This window comes from Pseudomonas sp. Larv2_ips (genome assembly GCF_963879675.1).
Taxonomy (GTDB): Bacteria; Pseudomonadota; Gammaproteobacteria; order Pseudomonadales; family Pseudomonadaceae; genus Aquipseudomonas.
In genome coordinates this window covers 19,858-44,206 of the sequence record NZ_CAWOAW010000006.1, presented here as the reverse complement: position 1 = coordinate 44,206, position 24,349 = coordinate 19,858, and the positions used below count along the sequence as shown (strand labels likewise).

Annotated in this window: 20 protein-coding genes; 9 read left to right on the top strand and 11 right to left on the bottom strand. The window is 63.4% G+C overall.

All coding sequences use genetic code 11. The features are described 5' to 3' along the window. From AACV02_RS01505 to AACV02_RS01495, 3 genes are all read left to right on the top strand, one after another. A complete protein-coding gene (locus AACV02_RS01505) occupies positions 1-381 on the top strand; it encodes a RidA family protein (protein ID WP_003176922.1) in 381 nt (126 codons plus the stop codon). Positions 382-437: 56 nt separating this feature from the next. After that, positions 438-1,181: a hypothetical protein gene (locus AACV02_RS01500; protein WP_119737220.1), complete on the top strand. Its 744-nt coding sequence runs from the start codon at positions 438-440 to the stop codon at positions 1,179-1,181. Between the two features lie 77 nt (positions 1,182-1,258). After that, positions 1,259-1,996 (top strand): hypothetical protein, encoded by a 738-nt coding sequence (locus AACV02_RS01495; RefSeq protein WP_119737218.1) that lies wholly within the window; start codon positions 1,259-1,261, stop codon positions 1,994-1,996. A 33-nt stretch (positions 1,997-2,029) separates the two neighbouring features. Here the strand turns inward: AACV02_RS01495 and AACV02_RS01490 are convergent, their stop codons facing one another. Then, positions 2,030-2,887 carry an SDR family oxidoreductase gene (locus AACV02_RS01490; RefSeq protein ID WP_119737216.1) on the bottom strand — a complete coding sequence of 286 codons (858 nt, stop codon included), beginning with the start codon at positions 2,885-2,887 and terminating at the stop codon, positions 2,030-2,032. Positions 2,888-3,076: 189 nt separating this feature from the next. On the opposite strand from AACV02_RS01490, the gene exbB reads away from it, so the two are divergent. The 6 genes from exbB to AACV02_RS01460 all read left to right on the top strand — a co-directional run bounded on the left by exbB (position 3,077) and on the right by AACV02_RS01460 (position 9,964). Further along, entirely contained in the window at positions 3,077-4,057 is a 981-nt protein-coding gene (gene exbB / locus AACV02_RS01485) for a tonB-system energizer ExbB (protein WP_119737214.1), read from the top strand. A gap of 6 nt (positions 4,058-4,063) precedes the next feature. After that, positions 4,064-4,489 (top strand): TonB system transport protein ExbD, encoded by a 426-nt coding sequence (exbD, locus tag AACV02_RS01480; protein WP_003195519.1) that lies wholly within the window; start codon positions 4,064-4,066, stop codon positions 4,487-4,489. Then, complete coding sequence (locus AACV02_RS01475) at positions 4,486-5,235, top strand: energy transducer TonB family protein (RefSeq protein WP_119737212.1); 750 nt, start codon at positions 4,486-4,488, stop codon at positions 5,233-5,235. Before exbD ends, AACV02_RS01475 begins: the two co-directional genes overlap by 4 nt. A gap of 246 nt (positions 5,236-5,481) precedes the next feature. Beyond that, positions 5,482-6,402: a hydrogen peroxide-inducible genes activator gene (locus AACV02_RS01470; protein ID WP_015886540.1), complete on the top strand. Its 921-nt coding sequence runs from the start codon at positions 5,482-5,484 to the stop codon at positions 6,400-6,402. An 8-nt stretch (positions 6,403-6,410) separates the two neighbouring features. Next, complete coding sequence (recG, locus tag AACV02_RS01465; RefSeq protein WP_119737210.1) at positions 6,411-8,486, top strand: ATP-dependent DNA helicase RecG; 2,076 nt, start codon at positions 6,411-6,413, stop codon at positions 8,484-8,486. Positions 8,487-8,563: 77 nt separating this feature from the next. After that, entirely contained in the window at positions 8,564-9,964 is a 1,401-nt protein-coding gene (locus AACV02_RS01460) for an aminoacyl-tRNA deacylase and HDOD domain-containing protein (protein ID WP_119737208.1), read from the top strand. A gap of 135 nt (positions 9,965-10,099) precedes the next feature. Here AACV02_RS01460 and AACV02_RS01455 read toward each other — a convergent pair whose 3' ends face one another. The 10 genes from AACV02_RS01455 to AACV02_RS01410 form a co-directional block, all read right to left on the bottom strand. After that, positions 10,100-10,480, bottom strand: a complete 381-nt coding sequence (locus tag AACV02_RS01455) for a helicase (protein ID WP_119737206.1) — start codon at positions 10,478-10,480, stop codon at positions 10,100-10,102. Between the two features lie 124 nt (positions 10,481-10,604). Continuing rightward, entirely contained in the window at positions 10,605-11,528 is a 924-nt protein-coding gene (gene tagQ / locus AACV02_RS01450) for a type VI secretion system-associated lipoprotein TagQ (protein WP_106575871.1), read from the bottom strand. An 84-nt stretch (positions 11,529-11,612) separates the two neighbouring features. Continuing rightward, entirely contained in the window at positions 11,613-13,325 is a 1,713-nt protein-coding gene (locus AACV02_RS01445) for a formylglycine-generating enzyme family protein (protein WP_119737204.1), read from the bottom strand. Beyond that, positions 13,318-14,502 (bottom strand): ABC transporter permease, encoded by a 1,185-nt coding sequence (locus AACV02_RS01440; RefSeq protein ID WP_119737202.1) that lies wholly within the window; start codon positions 14,500-14,502, stop codon positions 13,318-13,320. Before AACV02_RS01440 ends, AACV02_RS01445 begins: the two co-directional genes overlap by 8 nt. Then, positions 14,502-15,206 carry an ABC transporter ATP-binding protein gene (locus AACV02_RS01435; protein WP_119737200.1) on the bottom strand — a complete coding sequence of 235 codons (705 nt, stop codon included), beginning with the start codon at positions 15,204-15,206 and terminating at the stop codon, positions 14,502-14,504. Before AACV02_RS01435 ends, AACV02_RS01440 begins: the two co-directional genes overlap by 1 nt. After that, positions 15,206-18,193, bottom strand: a complete 2,988-nt coding sequence (locus AACV02_RS01430; RefSeq protein ID WP_119737198.1) for a serine/threonine-protein kinase — start codon at positions 18,191-18,193, stop codon at positions 15,206-15,208. Before AACV02_RS01430 ends, AACV02_RS01435 begins: the two co-directional genes overlap by 1 nt. Next, positions 18,190-18,909, bottom strand: coding sequence for a PP2C family protein-serine/threonine phosphatase (locus AACV02_RS01425; RefSeq protein WP_106575876.1), 720 nt, complete (start codon positions 18,907-18,909; stop codon positions 18,190-18,192). Before AACV02_RS01425 ends, AACV02_RS01430 begins: the two co-directional genes overlap by 4 nt. Beyond that, complete coding sequence (gene tagF, locus AACV02_RS01420; protein WP_106575877.1) at positions 18,910-19,563, bottom strand: type VI secretion system-associated protein TagF; 654 nt, start codon at positions 19,561-19,563, stop codon at positions 18,910-18,912. It abuts the gene before it with no gap. After that, positions 19,560-23,060: a type VI secretion system membrane subunit TssM gene (gene tssM, locus AACV02_RS01415; RefSeq protein WP_119737196.1), complete on the bottom strand. Its 3,501-nt coding sequence runs from the start codon at positions 23,058-23,060 to the stop codon at positions 19,560-19,562. The genes tagF and tssM overlap by 4 nt, the downstream gene beginning before the upstream one ends. Beyond that, positions 23,057-24,346: a DotU family type VI secretion system protein gene (locus tag AACV02_RS01410; RefSeq protein WP_119737194.1), complete on the bottom strand. Its 1,290-nt coding sequence runs from the start codon at positions 24,344-24,346 to the stop codon at positions 23,057-23,059. Before AACV02_RS01410 ends, tssM begins: the two co-directional genes overlap by 4 nt. Positions 24,347-24,349: the final 3 nt, after the last annotated feature.

Sequence of the window (24,349 nt, the reverse complement as noted above, 5' to 3'; positions counted from 1 at the left end):
ATGACCAAGACTGTTATCACCAGCGACAAAGCCCCTGCCGCCATCGGCACTTACTCCCAGGCGATCAAGGCGGGCAACACCGTCTACATGTCCGGCCAGATTCCACTGGACCCAAAGACCATGGAGCTGGTTGAAGGCTTTGAAGCACAAACCGTCCAGGTCTTCGAAAACCTCAAGTCGGTGGCCGAAGCCGCTGGCGGTTCGTTCAAAGACATCGTCAAGCTGAACATCTTCCTCACTGACCTGAGCCACTTCGCCAAGGTCAACGAGATCATGGGCAAGTACTTCGAACAGCCGTACCCGGCCCGCGCCGCTATCGGCGTTGCCGCCCTGCCAAAGGGCGCACAGGTCGAGATGGACGCGATTCTGGTCATCGAGTAAAACACCCGGCGCAGCCTCCACAGGCTGCGCCGACTTCGTTTCAGAAGGATTTCGTGATGCGCAAAGCGCTTGTAGCCTCTTCGTTGCTCGCCTTGTTGCTCGGCGGCTGCGCCAGCAACCCCGCCGACCTGGATGTGAGCGGCACCTGGATCAACCAGGCCGCCATCAACGCGGCAGCCAAGGGCGGCCCTTTGCGTGAAGCGCTGCAAACCTATGGTCCGAACCTCGAATGGGAGGTCAACACCAAGGCTTCGCAGGCGCGTTACTACAACGGTTTTGAAGTCGCCGAAGGTAAGCTGCTCAGTGAGAAACCCGGCGCCTGGAGCGTCGATTTCTACGGCAGCTCCGCCACCGAACTCAAGCGCAAAGGCAAACAACTGCTGCAAGTGGCCAACGACAACGAGCCTGAGCAGCTGTTCGCCCGTGCCAACGACCCAGCCCCCGAAGGCGCGCCACTGGGCGCCAACTTTGAGCGCGCCCTGTATGCCGCCTATATGGGTGGCGACTGGAAGATCACCGACGGGAACGGCGACGGCGCCACGGTGCAGTTCCAGGCCGACGGCAAAGTCGCCGGTGTGCCCGGTGTCGATCGGTACTCGCTGTGCCTGGCGGGTGACTGCGCCTCAATGAGCGGCGGCTACGACAGTATCTGGCTGCAACTCAACGGCCAGGGCAACCCGTGGATCTTCGCGCGCAAAGGCAAGCAGCTGGAAATCTTCCAGGCCGTGAACACTGCGCAGGCGGATGAAGTGCCTTCGTTTACGCCGGGGCCACGGCAGTGGTTGTTGGAAAAACAGTGATACAGAACAAAGGAGCCTACCGGCTCCTTTTTCTTTAGTCTGCGCCATGGTTTTTTCACCAGCAGACGGACCACTCCATGCACACGCTACTCCTCATCAGCTTGATCCTGCTGGGCGGCTGCACACACCTGCAGCAGCAAACCGCGGACATCAGCGGGCTATGGATCAACCAGGCCGCTATCGATACCGCCGCCCAGGGGCGGCCGCTGCTTAAAGCCCTGGACGCCAACGGCATGAACCTGGAATGGAACATCGACACCCGTACCGGCAAAGCGCAATTCAGCACTGCGTTCGAGGAGGGCGAAGGCCAACTGCTGCAGGAGGCGCCTGGCATTTGGTCGGTGGATTACAACGGCCATGGCAGCGACGAATTGCAATTGAACGGCGAGCAACTGGTCCAACAGACCGGCAGGATTTACGCAGGGCAGACGTTCAGCCGCCCCACCCAACCCGCTGCCGCAGGTGCCAAGTGGGGCACGGCGTTCAGGCAAGCCCTGAACTCAGCCTACATGGGCGGTCAGTGGAAAATTATTGAAGGCCAAGGCACAGGCAACCTTGTGAGGTTCAGCGCCGATGGCAGCCTGTCCGGCCTGGGCAACAATGACCGTTATGAACTGTGCCTGGGAGGCGATTGCGCCACTCAAGGTGCCGGCAATGACGTCGTCTATCTGGGCAAAGGAGCGGTCGGCGACGGCTGGATTTTCGTACGCTACGGCAAACAGTTGGAAATTCTGCAGGCGATCAACCTTTCCCAGCCAGATGAAATCCCCCAGCTCAGCCCCGGGCCACGCCAATGGCTGCTGGAAAAGCAGTAACAAAAAAGGAGCCTCACGGCTCCTTCTTCACATCTAGCACTTACCTTCAAGGATCGCCGCGTACCCTTCGCGATAAGTCGGGTAGGTCGGCACCCAGCCCAACGCCTTGGCTCGGGCATTGCTGCATTGCTTGCTGCCAGCGCGGCGCACACTGGCGTCGTCAGCCCATTCGGTCACGCCCAGGTAGTCGCGCAACCAACCCACCACTTCTGCCAAGGGCGCGGGCGCATCGTCAACGCCGATGTAAATGCTGTCCAGCGAACCGCCCTGCTCCACATGCCGCAGCAGGAAGGCCAGCAATCCGGCAGCGTCATCCGCGTGAATCCGGTTGCCATATAAAGGGGGATCAACCGCCACGCGATAGCCTTGGCGCACTTGGGTCAGCAGCCATTCACGGCCGGGCCCATAGATACCGGTCAACCGCACGATGCTCGCCGGAATACCGCTATTGAGCGCCACTTGCTCAGCTTCCAGCATTACCTGGCCGGAATACCCTTTCGCTTGAGTGTCGGACGTTTCGTCGACCCACTCACCTTTCTGCTGGCCGTACACACTGCTGCTCGACACAAACAGCAAATGCTTGGGCTCCTGGCCGTAGTCGTTCAGCCACTCCAACACATGCTGCAGCCCTTGCACGTACGCCGCACGATAGCCGGCCTCATCGTGGTCGGTCGCCGCGGCGCAATACACCAGATAATCCACTGCGCCGATCGGCCAAGTGTCAGGGCAATCCTTTTTGAACAGGTCACCTGCGATGCCGATGACACCCTCTGGCAGGCGTGAAATATCACGTCGCAGGCCATGAACCTCCCATTCCGAGGCCAGCAATTGGCTAGCCAGCCGACTACCCACATCGCCGCAACCGGCAATCACAACAGAAGGCGCAGACATCACAAAACTCCATTCTTAAAGGCGCAGATTAGCCGCCGAAGATGACCAGCGGCCAGCAAAACGACAAATTAAGTAACTGTATTACTTTTGTTAACAAGAATTACTTGCAATAATAACCGCCCATTTGTCCTCGACCCATCAGGGTCTGGCAGGACGATCACTCATTTTTTTCTCTTAGGTCCGGCCAGCATGACACGTAATACAAACCCCGCTTCGCCAACCAAGCCTCTCAGCCCATCTCGCGCCTGGCGTGCGATTGCTGCGCTGCTGTTCAGCGTTCTGCTGGCACCGACCGCCGCTTTCGCTGACGCGACCGCCCCAGCCACTCCGGCCGCGGCCCAACAGAACGCAGCCACGCCGCCAGCCCCTGCCGCAGCACCTGTGGCCACCGACCCGGCCCAGGCTGCAGCCCCTGCGCCTGCCGACGACTCCGGTGTTGTCCTGGAAGAAGACAACAGCCTGGGCATGGCCCATGACCTGTCCCCGTGGGGCATGTACCAGAACGCTGACGTCGTGGTAAAAGCCGTCATGATCGGCCTGGCCATCGCCTCGATCATTACCTGGACCATCTGGATCGCCAAGGGCTTCGAGCTGCTGGGCGCCAAGCGTCGCCTGCGCACTGAAATCGTCCACCTGAAAAAAGCCACCACCCTCAAGGAAGCCAGCGACACCGCTACCAAGAAGGGCACCCTGGCCAACCTGCTGGTCCACGACGCGCTCGAAGAAATGCGCTTGTCGGTCAACACCCGCGAAAAAGAAGGCATCAAGGAACGCGTCAGCTTCCGCCTCGAGCGCCTGGTGGCGGCCTGCGGTCGTAACATGAGCAGCGGCACCGGCGTGCTCGCCACTATCGGTTCCACCGCGCCGTTCGTGGGTCTGTTCGGTACCGTGTGGGGCATCATGAACAGCTTCATCGGCATCGCCAAAACCCAAACCACCAACCTCGCCGTCGTTGCCCCAGGCATCGCCGAAGCCCTTCTGGCAACCGCACTGGGCCTGGTTGCCGCGATTCCTGCGGTGGTGATCTACAACGTCTTCGCCCGTTCCATTGCCGGCTACAAGGCTCAGGTATCGGACGCATCGGCAGAAGTCCTGCTGCTGGTCAGCCGCGACCTCGATCACGCCCCTACCGAGCGCAGCTCGCAACCGCACATGGTGAAAGTGGGGTAATCGGCCATGGGCCTGCATTTGAATCAAGGCGACGATGAACTCGTCGAGAACCACGAAATCAACGTCACCCCGTTTATTGACGTGATGCTGGTGCTGCTGATCATCTTCATGGTGGCGGCACCGTTGGCCACCGTGGACATCAAGGTCGATCTGCCGGCCTCCAGCGCCAAGCCTGCGCCGCGTCCAGAGAAGCCGATCTTCCTCAGCGTCAAGGCGGACCAACGCCTGTTCCTGGGCGAAGAAGAAGTCAAAGCTGAAACCCTGGGCCCGGTGCTCGACGCCAAGACCCAAGGCAAGAAAGACACGACGATCTTCTTCCAGGCCGACAAAGGCGTGGACTACGGCGACCTGATGAGCGTGATGGATGCCCTGCGGGCAGCCGGCTACCTCAAGGTAGGCCTGGTCGGACTTGAGACGGCAGCCAAGAAATGATCACGACGCGCCACAAACTGACGCGTTATGGCACCAGCCTCGCCGTCGTGCTGGGCGTGCATGCCGTCGCGATCATCATCGCGCTTCAATGGTCCGCGCCGCATCCGGTGACGCTGCCACCGGCCGCCATGGTCATCGACCTGGCGCCGATGCCGGCACCACCGCCTCCCGCGCCGCCCAAGGTGGTCACGCCGCCACAGCCGCCGGCGCCGGTGGAAGAGCTGCCTTTGCCGAAACTGGCCGAGGCGCCCAAGCCAACGATCCAGGTGCCCAAGCCGGTCAAGCCCAAGCCCAAACCCCAGCCGCCCAAGCCAGTGGAGAAAAAGCCCGAGCCGCCCAAGGAGAAACCTTCCGAAGAGCCGCCGAGCGAAACCCCACCGACGAATACGCCGGCGGAAAAATCCGCTCAACCCGTGCCCGGCCCGTCGCCAGCCCAGGTAGCAGCGAAAGCGTCCTGGGAAGGCACCCTGCTGGCGCACTTGCAGAAGTACAAGAAGTACCCGCCAGGCGCTCAACAGCGTGGCAAAGAGGGGCTTAACCGCCTGCGCTTCGTGGTCGATGCCGAAGGCAATGTGCTGTCCTACGAGTTGGTGGGCCGCTCCGGCAACGCCGACCTGGACCGCGCGACCCTGGACATGATTCGTCGTGCCCAGCCATTGCCCAAGCCGCCGGCCGACATGTTGAAAGGCGGCAGCGTCGAGATCGTCGCGCCGTTTGTTTACAACATCGAGAAGCGTCGCCGCTAAGGATTGCCAAGCAGGCCAATGCGGGAGCGAGCTTGCTCGCGAAAGCGCAGTGTCAGTCGATACATTCTTCACTGACACCGCGCATTCGCGAGCCAGTGCGCTCCCACATTTTGTTTGTTGAAGCTAAAAATCCATTTTTCAGTTAAATCCGAGCCACTCCCCGCTCAATCCCCAGCAAAGTTCTGATAACGTGCGTCTATCGATTGCAGCCGGTATGCTTGGCTCGCAACCTCATGGACGCCCGCTATGACTCTTACAGAATTACGCTACATCGTGACCCTCGCCCAAGAGCAGCACTTCGGCCACGCGGCCGAGCGTTGCCATGTCAGCCAGCCGACGCTGTCGGTGGGCGTGAAAAAGCTTGAAGACGAACTCGGTGTGCTGATTTTCGAGCGCAGCAAGAGCGCCGTGCGCCTCACGCCAGTGGGCGAAGGCATTGTCGCCCAGGCCCAAAAGGTGCTGGAACAAGCCCAAAGCATTCGCGAGCTGGCCCAGGCCGGCAAGAACCAGCTGACTGCACCGCTCAAAGTCGGCGCCATCTACACCGTTGGCCCGTACCTGTTCCCGCATTTGATTCCGCAACTGCACCGCGTCGCGCCGCAAATGCCGCTGTATATCGAAGAAAACTTCACCCACGTGCTGCGCGACAAACTGCGCAACGGTGAGCTGGACGCGATCATCATCGCCCTGCCGTTCAACGAAGCGGACGTGTTGACCTTGCCGCTCTACGACGAGCCGTTCTACGTGTTGATGCCGGCCTCCCACCCGTGGACGCAAAAAGACACCATCGACGCCGGCCTGCTCAACGACAAGAGCCTGTTGCTGCTCGGCGAAGGCCACTGCTTCCGCGACCAGGTACTCGAAGCCTGCCCGACCCTGACCAAGGGCAACGACGGCGCCAAGCACACCACGGTGGAATCCAGCTCGCTGGAAACCATCCGCCATATGGTCGCATCCGGCCTGGGTATTTCGATCTTGCCGCTGTCGGCAGTGGATAGTCATCACTACGCCCCCGGCGTAATCGAAGTGCGCCCACTCACGCCGCCGGTGCCATTCCGGACCGTGGCGATCGCCTGGCGCGCCAGCTTCCCACGCCCGAAAGCCATTGAGATCCTCGCCGACTCGATCCGTTTGTGCTCGGTGGCCAAGCCGCCTGCTGCGAGCTAAGCAAGGGTATGACTGAGCTGTCGCACGTGTCGGTCACCGCACTCAAGGGTGTCGGTGAAGCCATGGCCGAGAAGTTGGCCAAGGTCGGCCTGGAGAACCTCCAGGACGTGCTGTTCCACTTGCCCCTGCGCTATCAGGACCGCACGCGCGTCGTGCCCATCGGCCATTTGCGCCCAGGGCAGGACGCGGTCGTCGAAGGCACCGTCAGTGGCGCGGATGTGGTGATGGGCAAGCGCCGCAGTCTGGTCGTACGCCTGCAGGACGGCACCGGTGGCCTCAGCCTGCGCTTCTACCATTTCAGCAACGCCCAGAAGGAAGGCCTCAAGCGCGGCACCCGCGTGCGCTGCTACGGCGAGGCACGGCCTGGCGCGTCGGGCCTGGAAATCTACCACCCCGAATACCGCGCCATTACCGGCGACGAGCCGCCGCCGGTGGATACCACCCTCACGCCGATCTACCCGCTGACCGAAGGCCTGACCCAACAGCGCCTGCGCCAACTGTGCATGCAGACCCTGACGATGCTCGGCCCCAAAAGCCTGCCCGACTGGCTGCCGGTGGAACTGGCCCGTGACTACCAACTGGCGCCGCTGGACGATGCCATCCGCTATCTGCACCACCCGCCCGCCGATGCCGATGTCGACGAACTGGCCCTGGGTCATCACTGGGCGCAACATCGCCTGGCCTTTGAAGAGCTGCTGACCCACCAGTTGTCCCAGCAGCGCCTGCGCGAAAGCATGCGCTCCCTGCGCGCGCCCGCAATGCCCAAGGCCACGCGCCTGCCTGCGCAATACCTGGCGAACCTGGGCTTCGCGCCAACCGGGGCCCAGCAACGGGTTGGCAATGAAATCGCCTACGACCTCAGCCAGAAGGAACCAATGCTGCGCCTGATTCAGGGTGACGTGGGCGCTGGCAAGACCGTGGTCGCCGCCCTCGCCGCCTTGCAGGCACTGGAAGCCGGTTACCAAGTGGCGCTGATGGCGCCCACCGAGATTCTCGCCGAGCAGCACTTCATCACCTTCAAGCGCTGGCTCGAACCACTGGGCCTGGAAGTGGCGTGGCTGGCCGGCAAACTCAAGGGCAAGGTGCGCGCGGCGGCGCTGGAACAGATCGCCAATGGCGCACCGATGGTGGTGGGTACCCATGCGCTGTTCCAGGACGAAGTGAAATTCAAGAACCTCGCGCTGGTGATCATCGACGAACAGCACCGCTTCGGCGTGCAGCAGCGCCTGGCCCTGCGCCAGAAAGGCGTGGGCGGGCGCATGAGCCCGCACCAGTTGATCATGACCGCAACACCGATCCCACGCACCCTGGCCATGAGCGCCTACGCCGACCTCGACACCTCGATCCTCGACGAACTGCCGCCCGGCCGTACCCCGGTCAACACCGTGCTGGTCACCGACACCCGCCGCGTGGAAGTGATCGAGCGCGTGCGCGGTGCCTGCGCCGAAGGCCGTCAGGCGTACTGGGTGTGCACGCTGATCGAAGAGTCCGAGGAGCTGACGTGCCAGGCCGCCGAAACCACCTATGAAGACCTCACCAGTGCCTTGGGCGAACTCAAGGTCGGGCTGATCCACGGCCGCATGAAGCCTGCGGAAAAAGCTGCGGTGATGGCCGAGTTCAAAGCGGGCAACCTCCAATTGCTGGTGGCCACCACGGTGATCGAAGTGGGTGTGGACGTGCCCAATGCCAGCTTGATGATCATCGAAAACCCCGAGCGCCTGGGCCTGGCCCAATTGCACCAATTACGTGGTCGCGTCGGCCGGGGCAGCGCCGCCAGCCATTGCGTGCTGCTCTACCATCCACCGTTGTCGCAGATCGGTCGTCAGCGCCTGGGCATCATGCGCGAAACCAACGACGGCTTTGTCATCGCCGAAAAAGACCTCGAGCTGCGCGGCCCCGGTGAAATGCTCGGCACCCGCCAGACTGGCCTGCTGCAATTCAAGGTCGCCGACCTGATGCGCGACGCTGACCTGCTGCCGGCCGTGCGTGATGCGGCGCAAGCGCTGCTCGAGCGCTGGCCGGATCACGTCAGCCCGTTGCTCGATCGCTGGCTACGGCATGGGCAGCAATACGGCCAAGTGTGACGCCTGACTCACTTATCCAACCAACAGTTGTATCAAGCTGGTTATACTTCGGTGACTGTAAGAAATTGGATCAGGCCATGTCAGAAGTAGCCCTCGCCACAGCCCCACTGACCGCCCCGCCGGTCATTCGGGCTCTGCTCGCAAAGCTCGCCATTCCTTATACGGAAGTCGCCGAACAGGCTGGCCTGAATCCCGCGCAAAAGGTCCAGGCGGTCTTGCTGGAAGATGCCGTTGGCGCCCTCATGGTGCTGTTCCCGCAGAGCCAATTGCTTGACCTCAACCGACTCGCCGAACTCACCGGCCGCCGCCTTACCGCAGTATCGCCGGATCGCATCGAGCGTATGTTAGCCAAGCACGAGTTGAGCCTGCTGCCAGGCCTGCCGGCCCTGACCAGTTCGCCCTGCCTGTACGAAGGCAGCCTGCTGAGCGAACCGAGCCTGCTGGTGCATTCAGGCGAAGCCGGGCTGCTGCTGGAAATTGCCAGCAGCGACTTCAAGACCATGCTCACCAAAGCCAGCGCCGGGCAGTTCGGCGAGCCGTTGAGCAACATTCGCCCGAACCTCGACCGCCCCAATGATGACCGCGAGGAAATCACCCAGGCGATGCAGGCGTTCACCGCCCGCCGTATCCAGCAACGCCTGGAAGCGACCATCGAAATTCCACCGCTGGCCGATACCGCGCAAAAGATCATCAAGCTACGCGTCGACCCCAACGCCACCATCGATGACATCACTGGCGTAGTGGAAACCGACCCCGCCCTGGCCGCCCAAGTGGTGAGCTGGGCCGCGTCGCCGTACTACGCCTCGCCAGGCAAAATTCGTTCAGTTGAAGACGCCATCGTGCGCGTACTGGGCTTTGATCTGGTGATCAACCTGGCGTTGGGCCTGGCCTTGGGTAAAACCTTGAGCCTGCCCAAAGACCACCCGCATCAGTCCACGCCGTACTGGCACCAGTCGATCTACACCGCCGCCGTGATCGAAGGCCTGACCCGCGCCATGCCACGCGCCCAGCGCCCGGAAGCCGGCCTGACCTACCTCGCCGGCCTGCTGCATAACTTCGGTTATCTGCTGCTGGCCCACGTGTTTCCGCCGCACTTCTCGCTGATCTGCCGTCACTTGGAGGTCAACCCGCACCTGTGCCACAGCTATGTCGAGCAACACTTGCTGGGCATCAGCCGCGAGCAGATCGGTGCCTGGCTGATGCGCTACTGGGACATGCCGGACGAACTGTCCACCGCCCTGCGCTTCCAGCACGACCCGACCTACGATGGGCAATATGCCGAATACCCGAACCTGGTGTGCCTGGCGGTGCGCTTGTTGCGCAGCCGTGGCATTGGCTCCGGGCCGGATGAGGCGATTCCGGATGCACTGCTTGAGCGTTTGGGCTTGAGCCGTGACAAGGCCGAGGAAGTGGTCGGCAAAGTACTGGATGCCGAGGTGCTGTTGCGTGAACTGGCATCCCAGTTCAGCCAGGGCTGACGCTGTCGCCTGATAAACCGCTATCGCAGGCAAGCCAGCTCCCACAGTTGACCGAGTTCCAACCCTGGAATGCAGTCAACTGTGGGAGCTGGCTTGCCTGCGATGAATTCAACTCGGTACCCCTGAAGAAACCCTTCAGGCCTTCTTCTTTTTCTTCGGCTTCAAATACTTGGTCAGCCCCTGGAACCAGATCACCAGCGCCGGGTTGCCCTTGATCTGGATCGACTTGTCCTGAATCCCTGTCATGAACGCCAGTTGCTTGTTCTTCGCCTGCATCGTGGCGAAGCCGTAGGCGGCATCTTTGAAGGCGATAGCAAACGCAGGTTGCGGGTGAACCCCTGAGCGGCTGGTGATGCGCTGGTCTTTGACGATGAAGTGACGGGCAACCTTGCCGTCGAGGGTCTGCAACTGGAACGCCAGGTCTTTGTCACCCAGCTGTTGCTGGAAAGCAGGATTGGTGCGACTGGCTTTGCCCATCATCAGGCCAAGCACCCACAGCAGAAGACGAAATTTCATGCACACGGCCTCGGTATCATTATTAAGTGGCCGCAGCAGTGTAACGATTTGTTGGAAGAACGCCACCGATCTCGCGCTTTAGCGGGAGATCGGCTGGCGTTTAACGCTTATAGCAACATGTTACTTAAACGTTAGGGCAAGGCACCGGCGCCCAGTCGGCCAGGTTTGGATCGCGGCAAGTGCCTTCGATCTGCGCCTTGCCAGCGCTGGCGACCTGCTTGCTTTCAGCTTGCTTGGTCTGCGCGGTCTGGATGGTTTTTTCGGTGGCGACCGCTTCTTTCGGCACGGTCGGCAGCGCTGCTTTTTTCGCCGGCTTGACGGCTTTTTTGCCTTTGGCCGGCGTCACCACCGGCGTGGTATCAGCGGTGGCCACGGTCACGACGTCGGCACGCTGCACACCCACTTGTTGCAGGTCTTGCTCGTACGCCTGGGTGTAGTTGTTCAGGTCTTCGCTGGCTTTGCCGTTGACCGCGACGATCAGGTCATTGGACTCCTTGAGGCCGGAAACGATTTCCGCCAGGCGCTTGCGGCCTTCGGTGTCGTTGACGGTCTTGGCTTTACGGTCAGCCACCAGCTTGGTGAATGCGCTCTGGTAGCACTGCTGGGACGCCTTGGCGTATGCGGTGCTGCGGTCGATGTCGGAAGCGCTTTTGTTGACGTCAGCCGCGTAGGACGCAATGCGCTGGTTGTCATCGCTGATCTGCTTCTGACGCTCGGTGTAGTAACCCGCCGCGCCACCCGCCAGGGCGCCGCCCGCGGCGCCGATGGCAGCGTTACGGCCGCGCTTGTCGGAGTCGCCGGTCAGCGCGCCCAGCAGAGCACCGCCGGCAGCGCCGATGGCCGCACCGGTGACAACCGACTTGGTCATGTCCGAGTCGGTCGCGCGCAAGTGCTGCACCGGCTCGTAGCAGTTCGGGTAGTACTCGACCTTGGTGCTCGACGCGACCTTGGACGCCGGCGACGTGGCGCAGCCAGTCAACACGGTGCTGAAACCAGCCGCGATCAGCAGCAAGTGACGCTTGGAAACCGCCTTACGGGAAAAAAGCATAGGTGTGTTCTCTGTTAAGTTTGACTTGCCCAGCACGGCCCACCGCCGCCTGAGTCCCTTCCAAGCTCGCCATACAACCAGCGATCAAGACCGCTGACCGCTCGCTGCGAGCAATTCCTTCAAAATCGTTGCCGGGTCGGCCCGCTGTTGTTTGCGGTAGTTGCCGACATGGCGAACGAACAGTGTCGCGCGCGTCACCAGGCTCTTGCCGAGCACTGGCTTGCGATCCAACTCTTCCTTGATTCGTTGAAACTGCGCCTGGATCACCGCGTCGGTGTAGCGCGTGCCGGTGGCCAGGTTATCGATGTAGATCGCCACCGCGCCGTCGAGCGCGCTGCGGCCATTGTCGATGGCCGTGGCAAACAGCTGCGCACTCGCCGCGTCCTTGTTGTCCAGAGCCTGCTGGCGACTCTTCTGCAAGTTCATCAGGCGGATGTTGTAGTTGCTGATGGTCTCGGCCACCAGCGCGGCCGATTGAATCAGGTTGCCCGCCGCCTCTTCGCGTTGCTGGGCGATCAGCGAAACGTTGCGCTTGAGTTCTTCGTTGACCAGGCCCAGTTCGGCTTGCAGCTTGGGATCGACGCTGGCGGCGATGATGCTGTCCAGGCGCTTGGTCGGGTCCTGGGCGTCGTCGATGGCGTCGGTCAGCGAGGCCAGGCGGCCTTCTTTCTGCCACTGCGCGAACAGCTCCTTGTAGCGCGAACGCGGCGCAGACAACGCACCTATCGCCACGCGAAAACCGGTGGTCTCGTTGCTCTGCTCGGTGCCGTCGGCGGCAAACAGCGGGTACTCGCGGCGCATGCCCGTGAACAGCGTGCCCTCGCCTTCCAGATAGTTGCCGCCCTTGACCACAAAGCCGCCGTAGGTGCCCTGGCGGCGCCCGGCGTGCACCAGTTGGAACGACTCCTGGACCATTTCCGCCGCATTGCCAATCACATCGAACATGCCGATCGGGTTGGGCAATTTGGTGCCGATGGGCATCAGGCGTGCCGCCTGGCCTGTACCGCCGGCGACTTGGTTGAACACCGCGTAATCACCCAGCGGCCCGTCGCTTTCACTGCCTTCGACACGCCGCGGAAACAGCCGCCCTTCGAGGTCCTGCCGGCTCACTGCCTGGCCACCACGCGCGGCGAATTCCCATTCCACTTCGGTGGGCAAGCGCACAAAACCGAGGCCACCGTCTTCGGCCGAAGACCCACGACCACTGACCGGCAGCACGTCGCGGTGGTACTTCATCAACCAGGCGCTGTACACCGCCGAGAAGCGCTCGGCTTCAAAGCGCGAGAGTTTCACCTTGGGCAAGCGGGCAGCCATGCCGGTAGGCGCATCGCACGCTGGCGCCGGCTCACCACTGGCCAGCGACTGTGCCTGGGACATCACTTGGGCATACTGGCGTGCGGTGACTTCGTACTTGCCGATGAAGTACAGCATCGGCTTGAGCGGGGTTTTGGCGTCGGTCTTCGGCATCAAGGGCGCAATGACCGCGTTCCAGTCCTTGGGCAAATCCTTGAGCGTGAACTGGCCGTTGATAAAGTCGCGCCGGTAGCCGGAAATAAACGACTGCTGATAACCCGCCTCACCCTCGGCAAAGGGGTAACCGAGGCTGATCTCGCGGTCATCCAGGGTGCCTTGGGCCAGCACATAGGCGTAGCGGAACACCATGTTGCCTTCGCATGGCAGCGGCAGGCTCACGTCATCGGGCAACGGTTTGGGGTTGTCGAGTTTGTCGCTCGCCTCATCCGCCCACGCCATTGAAGCCAAGCTCAGCGCCATGGCGGCGCCCAGTAACTTATACATCTCTGATTCCTTCAGAAGCCTGGATACGCGCCACTCGCCAACCGCCACAGGCCGCCGCCACGGCGCTGACGCCGAGGACTGCAGCCAGGGCCAGGCCGTAATGAGGCGCCAACAGGTGACTGGCGTATTCGCCCGGCACCTGCACGAATAATTTATTCAAACCCGCCTCGGCCAGGCCATACAACCCGGCACTGAGCACTGCGGCAAACCCTGCGCTGTACAGCGCCTGCACCACCACAAACAGCAACAGCCCGGCAGTGGAAAACCCCAGCAGGCGCAACACCGACAATTCCCGACGCTTGCGCGCCACGGCGGCCAACACGCCGGCGAAGATCGCCGCAAATGCGCCCGCCAAGGCCAACCCGGCAATGATCCAGAACACGATCGACAGGTTGCGACTCAACGACTGCACCTGGGCAATGGCGTTCGCCTGGGTCGACACCAACAGGTTCTGCCCGGCGAAAAACACCCGCAACCGCTCCACATCGGCGAGGTGGCGGGCATACAGACGAAACGCCGGATAAACCCGCTGCTCAGTCGCGCCGACCGCGTCACCGTCCCAACTCAACGCCGGCACCGCGCGGCCGTCGCGGTAATCTTCCGCTGCTTCCAGCAGGCGCAAATCGGCAAACAAACCGTCCCGCGCAAACGCTTCCAGCGGCAGCACCGCCAGCACCTGCAACCGCGTACGTTGGGCTTCGACGCGCCCTGCTACCTGCCGCGCAAAGCTGGTCTCCAGCCAATCGCCAGGCCGCGCCGCGAGTTTTTCCGCGGCGGTGTGGCTCAGCACGATCTGGTCCAGGCCCCGAGGCATCGGCAACCCCACGAGCAGCGGATCACCCGCTGCAGTCGGCAGCATTTCCAGGGTCAGCGTGCCCACCTGCGCGGTCGCCGCAATCTGGCGGGTACGCGGCACGGCAAAGGCCACATCACCACGCTGGGCAAGTTGCTCGATAAACGCTGCGTTGAATCGACCGCCGCCCAACGGAATAATTTCACGGGTTGCGGGGTCGGTCTCCAGGCGTTCGGTCAAACTGCTAACCAGTCCAAATTTCAGGCCGAATAACACCAGCAACGGCGCGATCACGGCCACCAATGCCAGCACCGAACAGGCCGACAGCCAGGCGTCGTTGCGGTAATCCTGCCAAGCCAGGGACGCCACCAGACCGATGCGCATCAGCACGCCTCCCCGAGGATGGCCGTGACGCCGCCGTCGGTGTCACGGCGGCAACTGATGCGCCGCACCTGCAAACCACTGGCGCGGGCCAGCGGCTCGTCATGGGTGGCGATCACGCAGGCTGCGCGATGTTCGCGGGCCTGGGCCAGCAGCGCCTGCATCACCCGTTCGGCGTTCAGCGGGTCAAGCGACGCCGTCGGCTCATCCGCCAGCACCAGTTGCGGCGCGTGGGCCAGTGCACGGGCGCAGCTCACGCGTTGGCGTTGGCCCACCGACAGCGCAGTCGGTTTTTTGCCCAACTGATCGCTGATCTCCAACTGTTCGGCCAGACGCGCGACGCTGCCGTCGTCCTTGAGCCCCAGCAGTTGGCGGGACAAGGCGATATTGCTGCGCACATCGAGAAAACCCAGCAGGCCGCCGGTTTGCAGCACGTAGCCCAAGTGCGTGCAGCGCAACGCGGCCAACGTCGACTGCTGATCGGCACGCCACAGAGCGCCGACATCGACCTGATCAAATTCAAACCGGCCAACCTGATCCGGCGCCAACACCAGCGCCAGCACATCGAGCAAGGTGCTTTTGCCACAGCCGCTCGGCCCGACGATTGCCAACTGCTCACCCGCGCGCAGCGCCAGCGCCGGAATCACCAGGCTGTAGCGCTGGCTGCCAACGCCGCGGCTTTTGTGCACTGCGCTCAAGTTCAGCATCACGGCAGCGTCGACAAGGGCACGCGGTACAACGCATCGCCCGGCTCGGCATCGCCGAAACGGACCCAGTTGGCCACATCATTGTGAAAGGTTTCGTAGAGGCGGATTTTCGAATCCAGCTCGTCGATAAAGTCTTCCTGCTCGGCCACGCTCAACGACAACCACAAGTCCTGGGTCATGTTCAGCGACTTGCTGCGGTACGGCAGGCCTTCCAGGTATTCGCCGAGGATGCCGCCTTCGGCCAGGTTGCCGCCCTTGCGCAGGGCCTGTGGGTCGCGGCTCATGTAGGCCGAGGCGCTGGCGATTTCCTGGAAAAAATCCTTGGGCGAGGTCTGGGTCTTGCGCGCCGCATCAACGATCAGTTTCAGCGACTGCTGCAGGTCGTTGAGCTGCAATTTGGTCAGCATCACGCACACCTGGAACGCCGGCAGCGCCGGGTTGGTCAGGTCGCGGTCGGCGGTCCAGGCGCTGACCAGTTGCGGCGCCTGGCTCGCGGTTTTGCGGCCGAGGAAATCCATGTGCATGGCGTAGCCGACGGCCGCGGACTTGTCGGCCAAGGTCGGCGCGGCACTCAGCAGCGGCACCGGCTGCGGCGTGTTGCTGCGCACCTGGTGCACGAGGTTGGCGAACACACTGCCGATCTCATCGACACGCTCACCCAGCTTGCGCACATCCCCCCCTGGCACCGGCGTGTAGAGGTCGCCGATCTGCGGGTTGGCGTCAGCGGTGAGCACGCGATATTGGGTTTCGGCACCGGCATGGGTTTTCTTGCCGGCGTCGGTGCGCAGGTGCAGGGCGTAGATCTTGATCTGCTTGCCCAGCGCGGCCTGGCGCACCTCGGCTTCGTTCATCTGGGTGGCGGCAAACGGGTCGTTCTTGCGCAGTGCGCCGGCGTCGGTGACCAGCAGGATGATGCGCCCACCGTAGCCGGACCAGTCCATGCCATCCACGGCCTGCATCACCCCGGCAAACGCGTCTTCGTTGAACGAGTGGCTGGACACGGTGGAGGCTTTGACCTGCCGCGCCATGTCGAGGAAGCGCTCTGGGTCGCGGCCCTGGTCGAGGCTGATCAGCGTCTTGGCGACGTACTCAAGCCCTGGGGTTTTCTTGATGCTGTTGCGAAAACCCACCAGGCCGAAGCTCACGCTGTCCAGCTCACCACGCTCGGCGATGCGGGTTTGCAGCTCGTGCACCACGTCGCGGACCTGGTCGATGTAAGGCTGCATCGACACCGTGGTGTCCACCACCAGCACCACGGCGGTGCGGAAGGCGTCGGCGTTGGTGTTGATCGCTCGGGCGGCCGGCTTGGCAGCCGCGCTGCTGCCGGGGTCGATAGAGGCCACATTGAGCAACTGCACCGGCTGGCCGTTTTCGTCGAAGCTCTCTTTGGAGTCGAAAATCGGCAGCAGGTAGAACTGGTCCTGCGGCACCGCACTGGCCGTCGGCTCCAGCGCCAACACCTGTTGATTGTCTTCGCTGTTCTTCTGCGCCTTGGCCAGAACGCCTTTGGCGGCCGCAGGATCGGCCAGCAGTTTTTCCACTTCGCTGGATTGGCGCAGAAACATCACTGGCGCCCGGCCCGAGCGCTCGGTGAATTTGAGCACCAGGCTTTGTTTCCAGTCGCTGACCTGGGCGGCCGGCAACCAGCCGTCGCTGCGCCCATCGGTGGCGGCACCGACACGCAGCCACGGGCTGCCATCGACGTCTTTGCGCTGGTAAACGTAGAGCACGGAAAACGCCGGCAGCCCCTCGTCGGAGGCGCCGCCGGCATCGTGGGACAGTTTGGCGCCCGGCTTGCTCAGCACACGCTGGAACAGGGTCTTCTTGCCCGCCATCAGCAAGGGACGCTGGCCGCCGTCCGCATCGGCCACAACCGTTTTTGCTTCAGGAGGCGCGGGCGTTTTCGGCACCACCGCAGCGGGCGGCGTCGCGGGTGTATCGCCGCGGCTCAACCACCAGTAGCTCGCGCCACCGATGGCAAGGGCGACAGCCACGGCGACTGCAGCCAAGGCCAATACCGGCCCGCGACGCTGCTCGGACACATTGCTGTGTTGGGTCGGCGTCACCACCGGTTGGCGCACCGGCTGCGGCTGGGGTTTGTCGGTCGGAATGTCGATAGACACCGGCGTCATGCCCGCCAGGTCGAAGCTCAGCGGAATCGGCAGCGGCCGCACCAGCGTGGCTTCTGGCGAGTCGGGCGGCAGTTGGTCCAGCGCGCGCAGCAACGCCGCCGCGTCCGGGAAACGCTCCGCCGGGTCCTTGGCCAACAGCTTGCGCAGCACCTCCTGATAACGGCCGTGGTGCACCGGCAGTTCCGGCAGCGGTTCGGTCAGGTGCGCCAGCGCCGTGGACAGTGCATCGGTGCCGGTGTAAGGCAACTCGCCGACGAGGATTTCATAGAGCACCACGCCGAGTGCGTAGAGGTCAGCGCGGCCATCAATCTCCTGGCCCCGCGCCTGCTCCGGGCTCATGTAGCTCGGCGTGCCCACGGCAAACCCGGCTTGAGTGAACTGGGTACGGTCATCCAGAGACTTGGCGATGCCGAAGTCCGACAGCACGGCGGTGCCGTCAGCGCGGAACAGAATGTTCGCCGGCTTGACGTCACGGTGGACCAGGCCCTGGGCATGCGCGTAGCCCAGCGCCGAGGCGATCTGGCGGATCAACGTCACGCCCTGCTCCGGTGTCAGGCCGGCGGCAATGCGCTCTTTGAGCGTGCCGTTGGGCAGGTATTCCATGGCCATGTAATACAGCTCACCGACGTTGCCGATGTCATGGATGGTCACCGTGTGCGGGTGCGACAGGCGCGCCAGGGTCTTGCCCTCGCGCAGGAACCGCTCGCAAAAACTCGGGTCCGCCGCCAGCGCCGCCGCCATCACTTTTAACGCCACCTTGCGCTCCAGCGAACGCTGGGTCGCCAGGTACACGCTGGCCATGGCGCCTTCGCCGATCTCGCCTTCGATGTCATAACCCGGAATCACGATGTTCATGGCGAAACCTTCACGACAATGGCGGTGATGTTGTCCGGCGCGCCCCGGTTGAGGCCCAGGTGCACCAGGCTGCGCACGATTTCATCCGGCGCGTCATGGCCCAGCACTTCGCGGATTTCATGATCCTCAACGGTCTTGTTCAGGCCGTCGCTGCACAGCAGGTAGCTGTCACCGGGAGCGATCAGCAGGTCGACCACCGCCACCTCCAACTGTGCCTCCACGCCAATCGCGCGGGTGACGATATTGGCGCGAGGGTGCACACGGGCATCGGCTTCGCTGAGCAGGCCGCTGTCTTGCAGGTCCTGCACGTAGCTGTGGTCGCGGGAAATACCTTCCAACACGCCGTCGCGCAGGCGGTACAGGCGGCTGTCGCCGGCCCACAAACACACACCACGCAAGCCGCGTGCGGCCAGGACCACCACGGTGCTGCCCATCATGGTTACGCCACGGTTGGCGGTTTCTTCGCGCACGGTTGCGTTGATACGGATCAGGTCATTGCGCAGGGCCGCCGAATATTCGTCGAGGGAACGCCCCACCGGCACAGCGCGCAGGCTGTCGACGATCAGGCTGCTGACGTAGTCGCCCGCCGCATGCCCGCCCATCCCGTCGGCCACCACCCACAGACGGTTTTCCGGCAGGTCCAGGCAGGCGTCTTCATTGACCTGACGGACCATGCCCACATGGCTTTTGCTCGCGGATTTGAACGTCGCCCCCATCTACACCACACCTTCTTGTCCGAGCAAAAACTGCGCAAAATCGCCGGCGGCAGGCAAACCCTGACACCGCAATAAACCTGGGGAAATCACTTGCGAGCCACGCCCCCACCACAGGCTCGCGCCCTCGCAGGCCTGTTCGGCGAGCGCGGTCATGCGGCTGTGGGGCACGGTGGCGGCAACGCGTTGCAGCCCGGCAAAGCGGCTGTCCACGGCGCGTTGCTCACTGGCCGGGATGCCGAGTTTGTCGACGCCATCGTTGAAGCCTTCAAAGGTCGCGCCGGCATCCAGTGTGCTGAGCAGCAGCTCTTCGGCCTGCTCAAACCAGGTGTCCGGCCCGCCCACCAGCGATGCGGGGTTGGTGTCGTGATCGAGCAACGCCACCACCGCCAACGGAAAATACCGGCCGACACGGTCAATGCTGGGCATGACCACACCCGCCGCCGCGTCCGGCCCGCACACACCCGGCGCCAGCACAAAGCGCCACAACGGGCTGACCAGGTACACATTGAGCCAGTCGCCGCCCAGGCTGTTCTGGCTGGCGAGCAGTCCTGCCGCCAGCCAGCTGTCCCAGGGGCCGATAAAACTCTGGGGCAAGGCGCGGCTGACAAAGTCACCGCGGCTGGCCAACTTGCCGTAGAAACCCAGCGTCGTCATAACCGCTCCGGCAGGCTGAAGCCACTGAGTACGCGGCTCTTGAACGGGTTGAAGGCGCTGTTGGCGCGCAACTCGTAGGCGATGCTCGCGCCGTCGACCCGCAGGCGCAGGTTGAAACGGTCCGGCGAATTGCCGGCGGTGAGGTCCGACTGTTCCAGCAAGCGGAACCAGGCCCACGGGCCGTCCAGGGTGACGCCCGAACGGCCGCTGGCCGATGGCGGCATGATCGAAATACGCACCACGCCGATGCTGCCGGGGTTCGGCCATTGCATGGCGACCGGGCGGCTTGGGCCGTGGTCGTAGCTCAATTGCTGGCCGTCCAGATCAAGCAGGAACTGGGTGATGGTCGGGTCCATCGACACCGGTTTGAGTTCGAAACGCACAATGGGCTGCGTACCACCGGCGCGGAAAAACGCATCACGGATCGCTGCCGCACGCTGGAACGTCTGCAACACGCCTGGCGCAATCCCGAGCTTCTGCGCGGCGCCCGGTTGCCAGCGCCAGGTCTGCGCGGACGTGTCCACGTAAGGCTGCAGGTACTTGCGGAAATAGTTGTCCATCACCCCGCCCACGCCGAAGAACTGACCGAAGTCATCCAGCGTGGCGTCGCGAGCGCTGCCCGGCGACATCGGATAACGCCCGGCCAGCGACTGGCGGTAGACGTTGACCACTTCGCTGACCCACGCCGCGTTCAGTTGGTTACGCACGCCGCCCATCATGCTGTTGGTGGTGGAATTGACCACCGACTTGACCATGCCCTGTACCAGCGGCGGCTGGCGTTCGGCATTCAGGCTGACCCGCGTGGCCGCAGCCGCCGCCTGGTTCTTGGCCTCGCCAAGCAAGGCGTCGCCACTGGCGCCGACCATGGCACTGACCTGCACGTACAGCGCGTTCATGTCCGCGAGCAGGCCATCGATGGCAGCCGGTTCGCCTTCATTCTTGCTGACGATGCTGTTGAGTTCGGCGAAGTGCGCGGTGACCGGGTCATCCGCAGCAGCCGGCGCGTTGGCGGTCGGTTGTTCCTGGCCGAGCAGGTTGCCGAGGCGCTCCTTGAGCTTGTCGACGCCGCCTTCCACCGGCACGCCTTTAGCGGCCAATTGGCGCTCTTCGGCTTGCAGATCGGTTTCCTTGGACACGGCCACCAGCAGTTTTTTCAGCGGCGAGGTCGGGCCGGAAATCACCCGCAGTACATCGGCCGCCTGGGCCACGCTGGTGATCGGCACGAAGTCGATGTCGGCGAGCAAGGCGTCCCATTGGCGCTGGTAGTCCTGGAAGTACAAGCGGCGCACGTCCGCAGCGAGGCTGACCACGTTCTGCTGGTCGGCCTGTTCACGGCCCAGCACCCATTGCTCTTCGGCGAGGGTGCCGGTCTGGTTCAGGCTGCTCAGCAAGAACGCCTGGCGATACCCCTTGGCGGTGAAGAACCCACTCAGCGGCTCACCCAGCGGCTTGCCACTTTTGCGGCTGAACACCAGCGCAGCATCGCGGCCAGCGGCTTCGTTGATGCGAAAGTCCGGGATGCCGTCGGGCAGCTTCTGGCGCTTGACCCGGTCATAGACGCGCTGGGCCACCGGCAGTTGTTGCAGCTGACGACGCAGGTCGTCGATCAGCCGTGGGTCCAGGCGCGCGTTTGGCGGGTGGCGCTCGAACAACGCCTGTAAGTGCCCGGTCAGCGCCTGACGCTGATCGGCCGGCAGGTCGCGCGGCAGGTTGCGGTCCCAATCGAGAGCGATCCAGGCCTTGATGAAGTCCGGGTCGTAGTGCTCGGCGTCGGCGAGCATCAGGTAGGCCTTGAGGCCTTCGTACAGGAAATCGGAATTGCCGCCACCGTGCAGTTGCTCTTCGATGCGCGTCACCAGGCGAGGCGCAAACACGGCGATCAACAGCTTGCGGTAAACGCTGGCGGATTCGGCTTCAAGCATGTCGCCCTGATACAGGCCCAGCCCTTCGGACCAGCTTGGCGAATCACCCGCGAGGCTCTTCACCGCGTTGAGCAACGGCAGCACGGCGAGCACTTCGCGTTGCGCCGGGCTGAGGTTCTGTACGGCCTGGCCCAACGGCGCGACCTTCTGATCCACCTGGGCGATATACGCCTGGTTGGCGCGATAACTCACCCACCACAAACCACTGACCACCACCACCAAAGCGACGGTGGCTGCCAGCACGCCGCGTGCGATCCACTTGCGCCGACGCTCGACCTTGGGGTTCACGCCCACCAGGCCGCGCTCGGCGAAGGCCACGGCGGTGAAGAGTTTTTCGATGAAGTAACTGCGCCCGGTGCCGCTCTGGCGCGCCAGGTGCTGGCGGTCCAGGTTCATGCTTTGGGCCATGGCACCGATCAGGCGATCAATCGGGCTGCCTTCCTGGGTGCCGCTGGTGAAGTACACGCCGCGCAGCAGCACGCGCTCTTCAAAGGCATTGGGTTTGAACACGCCTTCGAGAAAGCTTTGCAGGCAATCTTTCAACGCGCCGAACTGCTGCGGGAAGCCGTAGATCAGGTCGCGCCGCGCCGGGTCGCGCTCCTGTTGCAGGCGCTCCACCAACCGTTCGTTGAGGCGCTGCTCAAGGCCGGCGAACTCGCTTTGCAGCGTCGCCAACGGGCTGTCGCTGTGCTTGCCGTCATCGAGCGCAAAGGTCATGCCCCACACCTGAGCGCGCTCTTCCTTGCTCAGGTTGTCGAAGAACTCCATGAAGCCCGGCACCAGGTCGAGCTTGGTCAGCATCAGGTAAATCGGGAAACGCACGCCCAACTGGGTGTACAGCTCCTGAATACGCAAGCGAATCGCCGCCGCATGGGCGGCCCGTTCGGCGTCTGTGCCAAGCAGCAAATCCGAGAGGCTGATGGCGATAAACGCACCATCAATCGGGCGGCGCGAGCGCTGCTTTTTCAGCAGGTCGAGAAAGCCCAGCCACGCCGCCTTGTCCACCGTCGAGTTGCTGTCCTGGGTGGTGTAGCGGCCCGCGGTGTCGAGCAAAACGGCTTGGTCGGTAAACCACCAATCGCAATTGCGCGTGCCACCGACGCCCCGCACCGCACCCGCACCCAATTGCGCAGCCAGTGGAAAATGCAGACCGGAATTGACCAGCGCCGTGGTCTTGCCCGACCCCGGTGGGCCGATGATCACGTACCACGGCAGCTCGTAGAGGTTGCGGCGTTCATCGCCACCGAGCTTGGCCTTTTTCAGCAGCGCCAGGGCCTCGTCCATGCGCTGGCGCAGCGTAGTGAGTTCTTCGGCGGTGGCGACACTGTTGGGGTCGACCGGGGTTTCCGCGGCCAGGCTGCGCATCACTTCGGCGGCCTGGCGGCGGGCCTGGATAATGCGGAACACGCGATACGCAATCCACACCGCAAACACCAGAACGATCAGCGCCCAGCGCCGCCCTTCCGGCACCAGCACATCGAGCAGCGGCCCCACAAACCAGATGATCAGGCTCAGGGCGATCAGGCCCAGCACGGGAATCACCCAGCGAATCATGAAACTGAAAAACGCCTTCACTCGACGCCCTCCGCCAATACGGTGATTTCAACCCGACGATTGCGGGCACGGCCTTCTGCGGTGGCGTTGGTCGCCACAGGCTCGGTGTCACTTCTGCCTTCGGCGCTGAAGCGATCCGCCTGGCCGGTCTTGGCTGCCAGGATCTCCAGCACCGACTTGGCGCGGGCTTCGGACAGCGCCCAGTTGGACGGGAAGCGCAGCGTGGCAATCGGGCGGTTATCGCTGTGCCCGGTGACGCGCACCTGCCCCTTGACCTTGCGGATGGCGTCGGCAATGCGCAGCATCAGCGGCTGATAGTCATCGACGATGCTGGAGCTGGCCGAGGCGAACAACTCATCGCCCCGGATCGTCACCACGGAGCGGTCGACCTTGTCTTCCACCGCCACGCGGCCAGCCTTGATGTCTTCCGCCAGGAAACCGGCCAGGCGTAGCCGCTCGATGACTTTGGGCTGCGCCACCGGACGGTCGATGGCCTGCACCGGGATCTCGCCCAGGGCATGAATATTCTTGAACACCGGCTCGGCATCCGACGCCAGTTTCATGCGCAAGCCGAACAGCAACGCCAGCAGCAGCGCCAGGCCGATCGCCACGGCGATCCACGGCGGCATGAATTGCGCCAGGCGATCAAGCGCCACGGTCACGCCGCGCCAGTGCGGCGACAGCTCGCGCTCGTGCTCGCCACGCGCACTGCGAATGGCGGCGGCGGTGCGTTCACGCAAGGCTTCGAGCTGGCTGCGACCGTCGTTCATTACGCGGTAACGGCCCTCGAAACCCAGGCACATGCACAGGTACAACAGCTCCAGCAGGTACAGGCGCTCGCGCGGGCTTTGCAGGCAGTGGTCGAGCAACTGGAAGACTTTTTCGCCGCCCCAGGCTTCGTTGTGCACCGTGATCAACAGGCTCTGCTTGCCCCAGTCGCTGGTGCTGCCCCACGGCGTACTGAGCACCGCCTCATCGAGTGCGGTGCACAGCGCGTAACGTGCCAGCAGCACTTCGTTGCGCGCCACGCCAGCGGCTTCGGCGCGCTCTTCGAACTGGCGCAGGTAAGCCAGCAACTGCGCACGCAGGCTGGCCGGTGCCGGGTGCGCGATGGTGTTGCGCAGGCGCGTCAACAGCGCCAACAGTGGGCCGGCGGCGCTTTCCAGCGGGTTGAGGCCCTGGCTTTTGCCGGTCAGGATCGGCGCGGCCGGCACCGACAGCGGCGCCGGCTCTGCACGCGCAGGTTCCGGCGCACGGCCACCCGGGCGCGGCATGAACTGGGTGCGGTCATCATCATTGGGATGCATCGC

Excerpts from the sequence above, each read along its gene's own strand:
- AACV02_RS01505 (WP_003176922.1), top strand. The coding sequence starts at position 1 with ATGACCAAGACTGTTATCACCAGCGACAAAGCCCCTGCCGCCATCGGC.
- AACV02_RS01500 (WP_119737220.1), top strand. The coding sequence starts at position 438 with ATGCGCAAAGCGCTTGTAGCCTCTTCGTTGCTCGCCTTGTTGCTCGGC.
- AACV02_RS01495 (WP_119737218.1), top strand. The coding sequence starts at position 1,259 with ATGCACACGCTACTCCTCATCAGCTTGATCCTGCTGGGCGGCTGCACA.
- AACV02_RS01490 (WP_119737216.1), bottom strand. The coding sequence starts at position 2,887 with ATGTCTGCGCCTTCTGTTGTGATTGCCGGTTGCGGCGATGTGGGTAGT.
- exbB (WP_119737214.1), top strand. The coding sequence starts at position 3,077 with ATGACACGTAATACAAACCCCGCTTCGCCAACCAAGCCTCTCAGCCCA.
- exbD (WP_003195519.1), top strand. The coding sequence starts at position 4,064 with ATGGGCCTGCATTTGAATCAAGGCGACGATGAACTCGTCGAGAACCAC.
- AACV02_RS01475 (WP_119737212.1), top strand. The coding sequence starts at position 4,486 with ATGATCACGACGCGCCACAAACTGACGCGTTATGGCACCAGCCTCGCC.
- AACV02_RS01470 (WP_015886540.1), top strand. The coding sequence starts at position 5,482 with ATGACTCTTACAGAATTACGCTACATCGTGACCCTCGCCCAAGAGCAG.
- recG (WP_119737210.1), top strand. The coding sequence starts at position 6,411 with ATGACTGAGCTGTCGCACGTGTCGGTCACCGCACTCAAGGGTGTCGGT.
- AACV02_RS01460 (WP_119737208.1), top strand. The coding sequence starts at position 8,564 with ATGTCAGAAGTAGCCCTCGCCACAGCCCCACTGACCGCCCCGCCGGTC.
- AACV02_RS01455 (WP_119737206.1), bottom strand. The coding sequence starts at position 10,480 with ATGAAATTTCGTCTTCTGCTGTGGGTGCTTGGCCTGATGATGGGCAAA.
- tagQ (WP_106575871.1), bottom strand. The coding sequence starts at position 11,528 with ATGCTTTTTTCCCGTAAGGCGGTTTCCAAGCGTCACTTGCTGCTGATC.
- AACV02_RS01445 (WP_119737204.1), bottom strand. The coding sequence starts at position 13,325 with ATGTATAAGTTACTGGGCGCCGCCATGGCGCTGAGCTTGGCTTCAATG.
- AACV02_RS01440 (WP_119737202.1), bottom strand. The coding sequence starts at position 14,502 with ATGCGCATCGGTCTGGTGGCGTCCCTGGCTTGGCAGGATTACCGCAAC.
- AACV02_RS01435 (WP_119737200.1), bottom strand. The coding sequence starts at position 15,206 with ATGCTGAACTTGAGCGCAGTGCACAAAAGCCGCGGCGTTGGCAGCCAG.
- AACV02_RS01430 (WP_119737198.1), bottom strand. The coding sequence starts at position 18,193 with ATGAACATCGTGATTCCGGGTTATGACATCGAAGGCGAGATCGGCGAA.
- AACV02_RS01425 (WP_106575876.1), bottom strand. The coding sequence starts at position 18,909 with ATGGGGGCGACGTTCAAATCCGCGAGCAAAAGCCATGTGGGCATGGTC.
- tagF (WP_106575877.1), bottom strand. The coding sequence starts at position 19,563 with ATGACGACGCTGGGTTTCTACGGCAAGTTGGCCAGCCGCGGTGACTTT.
- AACV02_RS01410 (WP_119737194.1), bottom strand. The coding sequence starts at position 24,346 with ATGCATCCCAATGATGATGACCGCACCCAGTTCATGCCGCGCCCGGGT.